8 protein-coding genes and 3 pseudogenes are annotated in these 12,900 nt (G+C 75.1%); 5 read left to right on the forward strand and 6 right to left on the reverse strand.

Going from position 1 to position 12,900, the window contains the following annotated elements; all coding sequences use genetic code 11:
* A pseudogene (locus tag ACZ6D7_RS47100) lies at positions 1-116 on the forward strand (esterase); the annotation flags it as partial.
* Positions 117-142: 26 nt separating this feature from the next.
* Here the strand turns inward: ACZ6D7_RS47100 and ACZ6D7_RS47105 are convergent.
* The gene (locus ACZ6D7_RS47105) at positions 143-2,317 is read right to left on the reverse strand and encodes a GH92 family glycosyl hydrolase (RefSeq protein ID WP_469505049.1); all 2,175 of its coding nucleotides are present in this window, start codon (positions 2,315-2,317) and stop codon (positions 143-145) included.
* 295 nt (positions 2,318-2,612) lie between these two features.
* Between ACZ6D7_RS47105 and ACZ6D7_RS47110 the strand changes: the two genes are divergently transcribed.
* Together ACZ6D7_RS47110 and ACZ6D7_RS47115 are read left to right on the forward strand one after the other, a co-directional pair.
* Positions 2,613-5,444, forward strand: a complete 2,832-nt coding sequence (locus ACZ6D7_RS47110) for an AfsR/SARP family transcriptional regulator (protein ID WP_469505051.1) — start codon at positions 2,613-2,615, stop codon at positions 5,442-5,444.
* 138 nt (positions 5,445-5,582) lie between these two features.
* Positions 5,583-7,439: an AfsR/SARP family transcriptional regulator gene (locus tag ACZ6D7_RS47115; protein WP_469505053.1), complete on the forward strand. Its 1,857-nt coding sequence runs from the start codon at positions 5,583-5,585 to the stop codon at positions 7,437-7,439.
* A gap of 66 nt (positions 7,440-7,505) precedes the next feature.
* Here the strand turns inward: ACZ6D7_RS47115 and ACZ6D7_RS47120 are convergent, their stop codons facing one another.
* Positions 7,506-8,312 (reverse strand): hypothetical protein, encoded by an 807-nt coding sequence (locus tag ACZ6D7_RS47120; protein ID WP_469505055.1) that lies wholly within the window; start codon positions 8,310-8,312, stop codon positions 7,506-7,508.
* On the opposite strand from ACZ6D7_RS47120, the pseudogene ACZ6D7_RS47125 reads away from it, so the two are divergent.
* Positions 8,229-8,414, forward strand: a pseudogene (locus tag ACZ6D7_RS47125) (helix-turn-helix domain-containing protein); the annotation flags it as partial. The gene ACZ6D7_RS47120 and the pseudogene ACZ6D7_RS47125 overlap by 84 nt on opposite strands.
* Positions 8,415-8,533: 119 nt before the next feature.
* Here ACZ6D7_RS47125 and ACZ6D7_RS47130 read toward each other — a convergent pair.
* From ACZ6D7_RS47130 to ACZ6D7_RS47145, 4 genes are all read right to left on the reverse strand, one after another.
* Positions 8,534-9,280 (reverse strand): YoaK family protein, encoded by a 747-nt coding sequence (locus ACZ6D7_RS47130; protein ID WP_469505057.1) that lies wholly within the window; start codon positions 9,278-9,280, stop codon positions 8,534-8,536.
* A 47-nt stretch (positions 9,281-9,327) separates the two neighbouring features.
* On the reverse strand, positions 9,328-9,846 hold the full coding sequence (locus ACZ6D7_RS47135) for a DoxX family protein (protein WP_469505059.1): 519 nt from the start codon (positions 9,844-9,846) through the stop codon (positions 9,328-9,330).
* A 48-nt stretch (positions 9,847-9,894) separates the two neighbouring features.
* Positions 9,895-10,557 (reverse strand): hydrolase, encoded by a 663-nt coding sequence (locus ACZ6D7_RS47140; protein WP_469505060.1) that lies wholly within the window; start codon positions 10,555-10,557, stop codon positions 9,895-9,897.
* A 67-nt stretch (positions 10,558-10,624) separates the two neighbouring features.
* Positions 10,625-12,496, reverse strand: coding sequence for an amidohydrolase (locus tag ACZ6D7_RS47145; protein ID WP_469505063.1), 1,872 nt, complete (start codon positions 12,494-12,496; stop codon positions 10,625-10,627).
* A gap of 234 nt (positions 12,497-12,730) precedes the next feature.
* Between ACZ6D7_RS47145 and ACZ6D7_RS47150 the strand changes: the two are divergent.
* A pseudogene (locus tag ACZ6D7_RS47150) lies at positions 12,731-12,900 on the forward strand (esterase); the annotation flags it as partial.

Raw genomic sequence — 12,900 nt, forward strand, 5'->3', positions numbered from 1 at the left:
TCCAGGGGATCATCCACGACTTCGTGATGCTCAACGCCCTGCGCCCGACGTACGCGGCCGAGGCGGCCATCACCCTGGCCGTCGGCACCCTGCGCACGGCGCTGGGCACCGCGTAGCCAGGGTGCCGGCCCCGACGGAGCCCCTACGGCGCGGTGAGGCGGTAGCGCAGCACGCCGCCCGTGGCGGGGAACGTCTCCGGCAGCCACGCCTCCCGGAACGGACGGCCGTCGAGGGTGAGGGCCGTCACCCGGGAGTTCGCGTCCGTCGCGTCCGGGGCGAGGACGGTGATCCGCACGCCGTTGCCCCGGCGGACGACGGCGGCCGGGAACAGCGGGCTGGCCAGGGCCAGTCGGGCGCTGCCCGGCTCCTGCGGGTACATGCCGAGGCCGGCCCACACGGCCCACGAGGACATCGCGCCCAGGTCGTCGTTGCCGACCAGACCGTCCGGGCCGTCCCCGAAGAGCGTCGTCAGGATCCGCCGCACGGTGTCCTGCGTACGGTCGGGGCGGCCCGCCCAGCCGTAGGCCCACGGGGTGTGGAAGGACGGCTCGTTGCCGAGGTAGGCGTACGGCTGGTCGGCGCCCGCGTTCAGCCGGGTGAAGAAGGTGTCCAGCCGGGCGGTGGCGGCCGCGTCGCCGCCCATCGCGGCGAACAGCCCGGGCAGGTCGTGCGGGACCATCCAGGTGTACTGCGCCGCGTTGCCCTCGACGTACTCCCCGCGCTGGGTCGGCTGGAACGGCGGCCAGGTCCCGTCGGCGTTGCGGGGCTGGAGGTGGCGGCCCTCGGGGTGGAGCAGGGTGCGCCAGTTGCCCGAGGCCCGTTCGAGGGCCGCCCGGGTCACGGGGTCGCCGAGCCGTCCGGCGAGCTCGGCGAGGGCTGCGTCGGCGACGGCGTACTCCAGCGTGGTGGCCGCGCTGCCCCACACGCCCTTCGTCCCCACCGGGATGTAGCCCAGCGTGTCGTACGGCACGTGTCCGGGCCGCTGTCGGTCGTCCTGCCGGCCGGCCACCGCCGCCCGCAGCAGCTCGGCCGCCTCGAAGTCGGTCCCGCCGAAGGCGTGCACGGCGGAGGCCATCGTGGGCAGCGGGTCGCCGACCATCACCCGGGTGCCGCCGTTCGCCAGCGTCCAGCGGTCGAAGTAGCCCGCCTGGCGGCCCTGTTCGAGGATCGACTGGGCCACGTCGGACGCCTCGCGCGGCGCCAGCAGCGTGAGCAGCTGCACCTGGGAGCGGTAGACGTCCCAGCCGGAGAAGTTCGCGTACTGCGCGTGCCCCGGCCGGGTGCGGTGGACCAGGCCGTCCATGCCCCGGTACCGGCCGTCGGTGTCGCTGAACACGCTCGGGTACAGCAGCGAGTGGTAGAGCGCCGTGTAGAACATTCGGCGCCGTGCCTCGGTGCCGCCGTGCACGGCGATCCGGCCGAGCCAGTCGTTCCAGTGGGCGCGCGTGCCCCGCGCGACCTCGTCGAAGGAGCGCCGCCCCTGCTCCACGAGGGCGTTGTGGCGGGCCGCCTCCGCGTCGACGAAGGAGACCCCGACCCGCACGGTCACCGTACGGGTGCCGGGCGCGAAGGAAACGTACGCCCCCGAGGCCTTCCCGTCCAGCGGCTCGCCGTGCGCGAAGGGCCGGTCGAAGACGGCGTGGAAGTACAGGCGGTAGCGGTTGGACGAACCGCAGAAGCCTCCGCTGTCCGTGTGCCCGGAGAGCGTCCGCTCGCCGATGTCGACCGTGCCGGTGGCCTTGTTGAAGGCCCGGCCCGCGTCGACGCTGAGCGCGGCCGGACCGCCGTCGTCCGCCGGGTAGGTCAGACGGGCGATGCCGGAGCGCTGGGTGGCGGCCAGCTCCGTACGGATGCCGTTGCCGAGGCCGACGCGGTAACTCCCCGGCGACGCCTGCTCGTCGGCGTGCGAGAAGGTGGCGTACCGGGCGGCCGGATCCGCCGCCGGACGGCCCGTGAGCGGCATGAACGGCACATTGCCGTAGTCGCCGCAGCCCGCGCCGGACAGATGGGTGAGGCTGAAGCCGTGGACACGGTGGTCCGCGTAGGCGTAGCCGCCGTACTGGCGCGTGACCGTGTCGGGGCTCCACTGGACGCCGCCCAGCGGCGCGGAGGCGCCCGGGAAGGTGTTCCCGGCGCCGCCGCCGTGCCCGAAGTCGGCACCGCCGGGCGCGGTGCCCACGAACGGGTCGACATAGCGGGCCGGGTCGTCGACCGGCGGCACGGACGGGACGGGCGGCACGGCGGGGACGGCGGCCCGGGCCGGCGGGGCCATCAGCAACACCGCCGCCAGCGCGGCTCCTAGGGGTGACAGGCGCACGGAGGTCTCCTTGCGTCGCGGGGAGCCGGCGGCACGGCGCACGGCGTGGGGGAGGGCCCTTCACGAGACCGGGAAGGGCTTGGCGGGAGGGGCCCGGAAGCGCCCACTCTCACCGCCCCCGCCCCGCGCGCCGAGCCGCCTTGCCGAGCGGCGCCCGGATGTCAGGCGCACGGACCAAGATCCTCGTCACCCGGACCCCGTCCCTGAACAGGCGGGATGTCCCATCCGTAACGCTGGGTGACACGCGGTCTGACGTAGAGTCGAGGCCGGGGGAGAACACCGGAGGGGGGAAGGCGTGCCGCTGGAGCCGGTGCGGTTCACGGTGCTGGGGGACGTACGGGTGTGCCGGGGGGAGACCGAGCTGGACCTCGGCGGGCCGCAGGAACGGGCCTTCCTCGCCCTGCTGCTGGTGAGGGCGGGCCAGCCGGTCGCCGTGAGCGAGATCGTCGACACACTGTGGGGCGCGGATCCGCCGCGCAGCGCCGTCAACGTCGTCCGGCGGCACGTGGGTTCGCTGCGCCGGCTGCTGGAGCCCGGCCTCGCCGCCCGCGCCGAGGGCCGCCTGCTGCTGCGGGACGCCGGCGGATACCGGCTGGTGGCCGACGGTGACTCCTGCGACCTGCTGCGGTTCCGCGCGCTGCACGAGGAGGCCCGCCGCCTCGCCCAGGAGCCCGCGCGGGCGGTCGAACTCCTCACCGAGGCCCTGGCGTTGTGGCACGGACCGGTCGCCGACGGCATCCCGGCACAGGCCCGTACGCACCCCGCCTTCGCCGCGGCCGACCACGAGCGGCTGACCGCCGTACGGGACGCGGCCGACGCCGCGCTGCGCGCCGGACTGCCGGACGCGGTCCTGCCCCGGCTGCGCCGGGCCGCCGCCGACCACCCGCTGGACGAACCCGTCCACGCCCGCCTGGTCCGGGTCCTCGCGGCGGCCGGCCACCGCTCCGAGGCGCTGGCCGCCCACGACGCCGTACGGGACCGGCTGGCCGAGGAGCTGGGGATCGATCCCGGGGCCGCGCTGCGGGAGGCGCGGGAGGCCGTGCTGCGCGAGCACCCCGAACCGGCGGACGAGGCACGCCCCCTGGCGGCCATCCCCGCCCAACTGCCCTACGACATCCCGGCGTTCATCGGACGGCGCGTCGAACTCGACGAGGTGCTCACGCTGTCCGGCACCGAGTCGCCGCACTCCGGGACCGTGGTGATCAGCGCCATCGGCGGTATGGCGGGCGTCGGCAAGACCACCCTCGCCGTGCACTGGGCGCACCGGGTCGCCGGCCGGTTCCCCGACGGACAGCTCTACGTCAACCTGCGCGGCTTCGACCCGTCCGGCTCCGCCATGGAGCCGGGCGAGGCCGTCCGGGGCTTCCTGGACGCGCTCGGCGTGCCCCCGGAACGCGTCCCGCACGGCGTGGACGCGCAGGCCGCGCTCTACCGCAGCCTGCTCGCCGGACGACGGGTCCTCGTCGTGCTGGACAACGCCCGCGACGCCGAGCAGGTCGGGTCGCTGCTGCCCGGCTCGCCCGGCTGCCTCACCATCGTCACCAGCCGCGACGAACTGCCCGGCCTGGTCGCCGCGCACGGCGCGCACGCGATCGGCCTGCACCCCTTCGACGCGGACCAGGCCCGGGCGTTCCTCGCCCGCCGCCTCGGTGCCGAGCGGGTCGCGGCCGAGCCCCGCGCCGCCGACGAGATCGGCGAGCTGTGCGGCGGACTGCCCCTCGCCCTCGCCTGCGTCGCCGCCCGCGCCGCCGTCCACCCCGGCTTCCCGCTCCGGGCCGTCGCCGCCGAACTCCGCGAGGCCGACGGCAGCCTGGACGCGTTCGTGCGCTCCGACGCCTCCGTCGACGTCGGCACCGTCTTCTCCTGGTCGCTGCGCGCCGTCTCGCCCGCCGCCGCCCGGCTGTTCCGGCTGCTCGCCCTGCATCCCGGCCCCGACCTCACCCTGCCGGCCGCGGCCGCCCTGGCCGGTCTGACGGTCCGCGCGGCCCGGCCGCCGCTGGCCGAACTGACCGGGCTGCACCTGCTCACCGAGCACAGCCCCGGCCGCTACATCTGCCACGACCTCGTGCGCGCCCACGCCCGGGAACTCGTCCACGACCACCACCCCGAGGCCGAACGGCACACCGCCGTCCACCGGCTGCTCCACCACTACCTGCACACCGCCCACGCCGCCGACCGGCTCCTCGCCCCCAACGCCGACCCGCTGACCCCGCCGCCCGCGCCCGCGGACACCCACCCCGAGCCGCTCGCCGACGACGAGCGCGCCCTGGCCTGGCTCACCGCCGAACACGCGGTGCTGCTCGCCGTCGTCGACACCGCCGCCACGTCCGGACAGCCCGTGCAGGAACGTCTCGCCTGCCAGCTGGCCTGGTCCCTGGAACCGTTCTTCGACCGGCGCGGCCACTGGCACGACGGCCTCGCCGTCCAGCGCACCGCGCTCGACGCCGCCCTGCGGCTCGCCGACCCCGTCCTCGAGGCCCACGGGCTGCGCGGACTGGCCCGCGTCGAGGGCCGCCTCGGACTGCACTCCCGGGCCGTGCCCCGGCTGGTACGGGCCCTCGCGCTCTTCACGGAACTGGGCGACGACACCGGCCGCGCCAACACCCACCGCAGCCTCGGCTGGGAGAGCGAACAACTGGGCGACCTGCCCGGCGCCCTGCGCCACAACCAGCGCGCCCTCGCCCTGTTCCGCGCCCTCGGCGACCGCGCCGCCCAGGCCAGCGTCCTCAACTCCGTCGGCTGGTACCACGCCCTGCTCGGCGAGTACCGCCAGGCCCTCACCCACTGCTTCGAGGCGCTGGCCATGCTCCAGGAACTCGGCGACCGCTACGGCCAGGCCACCACCTGGGACAGCATCGCCTACGCCCACCACCACCTCGGCCGCCACCCCCAGGCCCTGCTCGGCTACCGCAACGCCCTCGCCCTGCTGCGCGACCTCGGCGTGCCCTACATCGAGGCCGACACCCTCGTCCGGGTCGGCGACACGCACCGGGCCATGGGCGACGACCCGGCCGCCCGTGCCGCCTGGGCGCAGGCCCTCACCCTCCTGCGGACCCTCGGCCACCCCGACGCCGAACGGGTCGCGGCCCGCCTCATCGGAGAGGAGGGCGAGGCGGGTGCCTGCTGACACCCCGCGCGACCGGACGCGGCCGCTCCCGGCCGCCCGGCCGACGGCGGACCCGACAAGATCCACATGACACCCTTTAGGCTGCCACCAGGGGGTTTGTCGCGGACCCCACCGGGTGGGGCGGGGGCGGATCAGGCGATGCGGTTCGAGGTGCTGGGACCCGTACGGGTGTGGCACGAGGAACGGGAACTCGACCTCGGCTTCCCCCAGCAACGCGCCCTGCTCGCCCTGCTCCTGGCCTGCGCCGGCCGCCCCGTGCCGACCGGGGAGATCCTCGACGCGCTGTGGGCCGAACGCCCGCCCGCCAGCGCCCTGAACGTCGTCCGCCGGTACGTCGGCAACCTGCGCCGCCTGCTCGAACCGGGCCTGCCGCCGCGCGCCCCGGGCCGGCGCCTGCTGCGCCGGGCCGGCGGCTACCTCCTCCAGGCGGAGACCGCGGAGGTCGACCTGCTCCGCTTCCGCGAACTGACCCGGCAGGCCCGACGGTCGGCGGCGACCGGCCGCCCCGAGGCGGCGACCCGGGACTTCACCGAGGCCCTGGCCCAGTGGCGCGGCCCGGTCGCGATGGGCATCCCCGCCTCGGCCCGCGCCCACGCCCACCTCACCGCCGTACAACGCGAACTGCTGGACACGGTCCGCACGGCGGCCGACGCGGCGCTGCTGTCCGGCCACGCCGACCGGATGCTGCCGTTCCTGCGCCGGGCCGTCGCCCAGGACCCGCTGGACGAGCCCCTGCACGCCAGGCTCGTCCTCCTTCTGGCCGCCTGCGGCCTCCAGGCCGAAGCTCTCACGGCGTACGACGACATCCGCCACCGGCTCGCCACCGACCTGGGCGTCGCCCCCGGTCCCGAACTGACCGCCGCGCACACCCGGGTGCTGCGGCAGGAAGTACGGCGGCCCGGGGCGCCCCAGGACGCCGGTGCGGGGGAGCCCGCCGGTCCCCGGACCGCCGACCGTCGCCCCGCCGCTCCCGCCGCCGTCCCCTTCCCGCGCCCGGCCCAACTCCCGCCCGACCTGCCCGTGTTCGCCGGCCGCCGGGCCGAGCTGGAACGGCTGACCGGACTCGCCGGCGCGGTGCCGGACGGCGGCGGCGAAGGACCGGGGGTGCTGCTGGTCGGGGGCATGGCGGGCGTCGGCAAGAGCGCCCTCGCCGTGCGCTGGGCCCACCGGGCCGCCGCAGGGTTCCCGGACGGCCAGCTGTACGTCGCCCTGCGCGGCGTCGACACCGCGGCGCGGGCGCCCCTGGACCCCGCGGAGGCCCTGCGCGGCATGCTCGCGGCGCTCGGGGTCCCCGCCGGCCGCATGCCCGAGGGCGTGGCCGCGCTCAGCGGGCTGTACCGGACCCTGCTGGCGGGCCGGCGCGTCCTCGTCGTCCTCGACGACGCCGCCGGTACCGAACAACTGCGCCCGCTGCTGCCCGCCGCACCGGGCTGTCTGGCGCTGGTGACCAGCCGGCACGCCCTGCCCGGTCTGATCGCCTCGGGCGCCCGGCCGTCACGCCTGGAACCGCCGTCCCCCCAGGACGCGCACGAGATGCTGGCCCGGCGGATCGGTGCCGAGCGGCTCGCCGCCGAGCCCCGGGCCGTCGCCGAGATCGTCGCCCGCTGCGGCCGGCTGCCCCTGGCCCTGGCGCTCGTCGCCGCCCGCGCCGCCGGCCGCAGGGACTTCCCGCTCGCCGCCGTCGCCGCCGAACTGCGCGACTCCCAGGGCACCTTGGACGCCCTGCCCGCCGTGCGCGAGGCCTTCCGGCGCTCCCACCGGCTCCTGGGGGAGGAGAGCGCCCGGCTGCTCCCGCTGCTGCCCCGGCATCCCGGACCCGATCTCACCCCGGCCGTCGTCGCGCTGCTCGCCGGGCTGCCGCTCCGGCGGGCCCGGCTGGAACTCGGCCGGCTCGCCGACGCACATCTCCTCACCGAGACCGCGCCCGGCCACTACGCCCTGCACGGCCTGGTGCGCGACTTCGCCTCGGAACTCGCGGAGCGCACGGCGTTCTGACGGCCCGTCCACAGGGTGCGCCGGGCGCTGTCACTCGCTCGTCACTCTTTTTGCACATCCGTCGGCCTACCGTCCGGGCAGGTGACCCGAACGATCCCCCGGAGGCTTCGGCGGAACATGCTCACTACCCGAACCAGCACCCCCCTCGACCCGCACGCCGTCCGGACCCCGCTCGGCGTCCAGATCGTGACCGGCGAGGACACCCCCGCCCGGCTGCCCGGGGAGGGCCGCCACCCGGCGCACCGGCTGCTCGTCCGGGACCCCGGCGACTACCTCTTCGTCGGCCTGCGGGGCGGCGCCCGGCCCACCCCGCCCTCCCACCCCGAGCCCACGGCCCTCCCCCTCGCCCCAGGTGACATCTGCTTCTACGACACCCGGCACACCCCCGCCCTCGACCTCCCCGGCCCCGAGCGGTTCCGGGCGACGGTCTTCCTCCTCCCGGCCGAACTGCTCGGGCTGGCCGAGCCCGACGTCCGGCGGATCGCACGGACCCCCGTCGCCCGTGCCTCCCGGCTCGGCACCCTGCTGTCCCCCCTGCTGTCCGACCTCGCCCGCACCTCGGCCGAGGCCCGGCCGCCCGTCGGCGAGATGCTCGCCTGGAACGCCGTGAACCTGCTGGCCACCCTCGCCACCGAGCAGCTGGGCGCGCGGACACCGGGCACGGGGGACGCGCGGCCGCCGGTGCTGGAACGGGTCCTGGAGTACGTCGAACTGCACCTCGCCGACCCCGCTCTCGCCCCGGAGGCCATCGCCCGCGCCCACCACATCTCGGTGCGTTATCTGCACAAGCTGTTCAAGGACGAGGGCACCACCGTCGGCCGGTGGATCCTGCGCCGCCGACTGGAGGAGTGCCGCCGCGACCTGATGCGCCACGGCCGGGGCAGCCGCACCATCGCCGCGGTGGCCGCCCGCTGGGGCTTCCTCAGCGCCACCCACTTCAGCCGGGTCTTCCGGGCCGCCTACGGGATGTCCCCACGCGAGTGGCGGGACAGCGCGGGACGCGCGACACGGGCCGGGTACACGGAGGGGGGGGGGGGGGGGGGGGGGCCCCCCCCCCCCCCCCCCCCCCCCCTCCGCCGGCCCCGCCTAACGGTTCAGGTCCGCGCCCAGGGCGCGTCGGCCGTCGACAGCCGGTGCGCGGTCAGGGAGGTGACCACGAGCAGCAGCAGGGCCAGTGCCAGCGGCAGGACCAGATGGCCGTGCAGCAGGAGCGCCGCGCCGACCAGGGCCCCGAGGAACATGGCCAGCACGGAGAGGATCCGCCGGCCGGGCCGCGGGGCCTCGCCGCCCGCCGGGGTGGAGTCGGCGGCCAGGCCGGTCAGGGTGAGCGTCAGCACGGTCGTCGTCAGGTCGGGCACGCCCAGCCGCCGCGCGACCGCGTTCTGGAGGCCCATGGCGAGCCCGAGCAGCACGATCAGCGTGTACCGGACGCCCGTACCGACCGCTCCGTCCGTCACCGCTCCGTCCGTCACCGCGGCGGCGGCCACCGCGCCGGCCATGAGCACGGTCTGCACGGCCGTCGCCGTCCGCAGCAGATACCCGCGGTGCGCGCCGAACCGGGTGCCGAGCCCGCCGCCCGTCACCGCCCCCACGAGGAAGGACGCCAGCGAGACGACGGAGGCGAGCGCGGACAGGGAGTCCGCACCGGCCAGCGCGAAGCCGAGGAAGACCACGTTGCCGGTCATGTTGGCGACGAAGACATGCCCCAGCGCCAGATAACTCACCGCGTCCACCAGTCCGGTGACCACGGTCAGCGCCAGCAGCAGCGGCGGCAGCGGACCGTGCCGCCGCTCCCCGCCCGGTACGAGCGTGCGCCAGGCGTCGGTCAGCAGATCACGCATGCCGTCCTCCACCGCCCGGCCACCATGTCGGGCGCGCCGGGCGCGCCTCAATCAGCGGCCCGCGCATACCGCGCACTCTCCTTCTGCGGCGTGTGCAGGACCAGGCGGGTGAGCAGGCCGCTGGCCGGGCCCGTCACGATCGCCGCCGCGACCAGCCAGTCCGGCCAGGGCGTCAGACCCAGCGCCGCGTCCAGGGACCAGTCGCCCGGTCCGGTCAGGGCCAGGGACGCGCACACCACGACGAGGACCAGCGGGTACTCGTAACCGTCGTGCTGCACCCACAGGCCCTGGGGCCGCTTCACCGTGCCGGCGACCGTCATCACGCCCATCGCCGCCATCGCGGCCAGCGGTGTGAGCAGTCCCGCGGCCAGGAAGAGGCCGGCGCCCAGCTGGCTGCCGCCCGCCGCGAGCGCGGTCAGCCGGCCGCCGCGGAAGCCGTCGCGGCGGAACTCCTCGGTCCCGCCCGCGAGGCCCTGGCCCCCGAGGAGGAAACTCACCTTCTGCACCCCGTGGCCGGCGATGAGCAGCCCCACCACCGCCCGGAGGACCAACAATCCGGTGTCCATTGCCTTCCCGCCCGTTCCTGTTCACTCTCTCTCTGCGCCGTACGGGGGTCAGCCCGCCGCGTGGGCGCCGATGACGGCCTGCGCGTAGACGATGCCGAGGCCGTACGCCCCGCCGTGCTCCTTCACCACACCGGTCGTCGCGGCGTACGTCTCCGTGCGCGCCCAGTCGCGCTGGAGCTCCAGGAGCACCTGCACCCAGGTGACCGGGACCGCCCCGCCCTGCACCATGCGCTGGACGGCGTGCTCGTGGGCCTGCGGGCTCACCCCGCCGGACGCGTCGGTGACCACGTACACCTCGTAGCCCTGGGCGAGCGCCGACAGCGTGGGCAGGACCACGCAGACCTCGGTCCACAGGCCCGCGATGACCAGCTTCCGGCGGCCGGTGGCCTTGACCGCCTCGACGAAGGCGAGGTCCTCCCATGCGTTCATCGTGGTGCGGTCGACGATCTTCTGCTCGGGGAAGACGTCCGCGAGCTGCGGCAGGATCGGACCGGAGAACGACTCGGCGGCCACCGTGCTCAGCACCACCGGCACGTCGAACGCCTTCGCGGCCTTCGCCAGGCCCACCGTGGCGTTGATGATCGCGGTCCGGTCACCGCTGCCGGTGCCGAAGAACATCTGCGGCTGGTGGTCCACGAAGAGCACCGCGCAGTTGTCGGGGGTGAGCAGGTCGGGGCTGGGGGCCGCGGTGACCTCGGTGATGTCGACCATGGACGTACCTCTCGGGTAGGGGGTGAACAAGGGGAACGGGTGGGTCAGAGGGAGAAGAACGGGTGGGTCAGAGGGAGAAGCAGGGGTCGAACGGCGTCGCCGTGACACCGGGTGTGACGTCGGGTGCGAGGCCGCGCCCGATCCGCCACCGCCACTGCTGCTCGGACTCGGCGACGGCCTCGCCGAGCCGTTCGGCCTGGTGGGCGCCGGACCGCTGGTAGCCGCCGTGGTGGGCGACCGGGCTCCAGGCCGGGGAGACCGGCGGGAGTTCCTCGTCGAGGCCCTCGTACTCGCCGGCCGCGTACACGATCCGGCCGCCCGTGACCGTCAGCAGCGACTCGATGTGCGGGATGTCCGCCGTGGGCACGGCGAAGTAGTCCTCGGAGAGGATCGCCAGGTCCGCGTAGCAGCCGGGCCGCAGGACGCCCTTGACGTCCTCCTCGCCGGTGAGCGCGGCACCGGCCCGGGTGAACAGGGTGAGCGCGGTCTGCCGGTCGACCCGGTTCGCGGGCGGGCGCAGCGCCAGCCCGCCGACCGTGCGGCCGCTGACCAGCCAGTGCAGGGCGACCCACGGGTTGTACGTCGACACCCGGGTGGCGTCCGTGCCGGCCGCGACGGTCAGGCCGCGCTTCAGCATCGCGGTGACCGGCGGGGCGTCGGCGGCGGCGCCGGGACCGTACCGGCGCAGGAACGCCTCGCCCTGGAAGGACAGCCGGTTCTGCACGGACAGGGCGCCGCCGAGCGCGGCGATCCGGTCCAGGCTCGCCGGGGAGACTGTCTCCGCGTGATCGAACAGCCAGCGGTTCCCGGCCGGGAACAGACCCTCGGCCGCCAGTTTCTCGAACACCGCGAGATCGCGGCGGATGGTCTCGTCGTAGGTGGCGTGCAGCCGGAATCCCCAGCCGTTCTCCATGAGGAGCCGGACCGCTTTCTCGAATTCCGCCTCGTAATCGGCGAGTTCCGGCCGCGGCTGGGTGAAGTTCTCGAAATCCGCGGCCGCCCAGATGAGGTTCTCGCCCGCACCGTTCAGCCGCAGCCAGGCGTCGCCGTCCTCGGGCCGGGCCATTTCGATCCACCGGGCGAGATCGTCGATCTCCTGACCGGGAGTCTGCGGGAAAAGGTGATAGGCGATCCGCAGCGACAACCGGCCGGATTTCGCCAGTTCCACGACGGTGGAGTAGTTGTCCGGGAAGTTCTGGAATCCGCCGGCCGCGTCGATCGCCGAGGTCAGCCCGAACCGGTTGAGTTCGCGCAGGAAGTGCCGGGTCGAGGTGGTGCGGTCCTCGCCCTCAAGGACCGGGGCCTTGGCCAGCGTCGAGTACAGGATCAGCGCGCTCGGCGCGGCCAGCAGCATGCCGGTCGGCTCGCCGTCCCGGCCGCGCACGATCTGGCCGCCCTTCGGGTCCGGCGTGGAGCGGTCGTATCCGGCGGCCCTGAGCGCGGCCCGGTTGAGCACGGCCGACTGGTAGAGGTGCAGGACGAACACCGGGGTGTCGGGCGCGGCCGCGTTCAGCTCGGCGACCGTGGGCAGCCGCCGCTCGGCGAACTGCTCGGCCGACCAGCCCCCGACCACCCGCACCCACTGGCCCTTCGGCGTCCGGGCGGCCTGCTCCCGCAGCATCGCCAGGCCCTGCCGCAGCGTCCGTACGCCGTCCCAGCGCAACTCCAGGACGTAGTTCAGGCCGCCCCGGATCACATGCAGATGGGCGTCGTTGAGGCCGGGCACGACCCGGCGGCCGAGCGCGTCGACGACCCGGGTGTCCGGACCGATGTGCGCGGCCATGTCCTGGTCGTCGCCGACGGCCGTGACGACCCCGTCGCGCACGGCCAGTGCCCCGGCCTGCGGGCGGCGCGGATCCTGTGTGTGGATCAGCGCGTTGCGGACGACGAGTTCCGCGGCATTCTCGGCGGCCCCGGGAACCAGTCCGCCGACCGGCATTACTGACACCGTGCGAGACACCTCCTGGAATCGTGGAATTTCCCTGGCCTCGACACAAGCCGAAGACGCGGCGCCCAGGTGTTCCGTCAGCGCACCGAATGAGTGCTCACAGCGCACGGCACACCGTGCGCTGTGAGGACAGTGCCGGTGCACGCGCGGGCAATGTCCGGCCGCCCGGCGGATTTAGCGTTCGGGAGCAAGGCAAACGCACCCCGATATCCGCAGGAGATGCCCATGTCCGACGTCGTCGAGCCGGCCGCGCCGGTCCTCGAAGCGGAGGCCGCGGCGTTCGCCGAGGCGACCGCCAATCCGCCCTACCTTTTCGATCTGCCTCCGGTGGAGGGCCGTAAGGCGGTCGACGAGGTGCAGTCCGGTGAGATCGGGAAGCCCGTGGTGGACGAGGA

It is taken from the genome of Streptomyces sp. NPDC041784, from assembly GCF_055591025.1.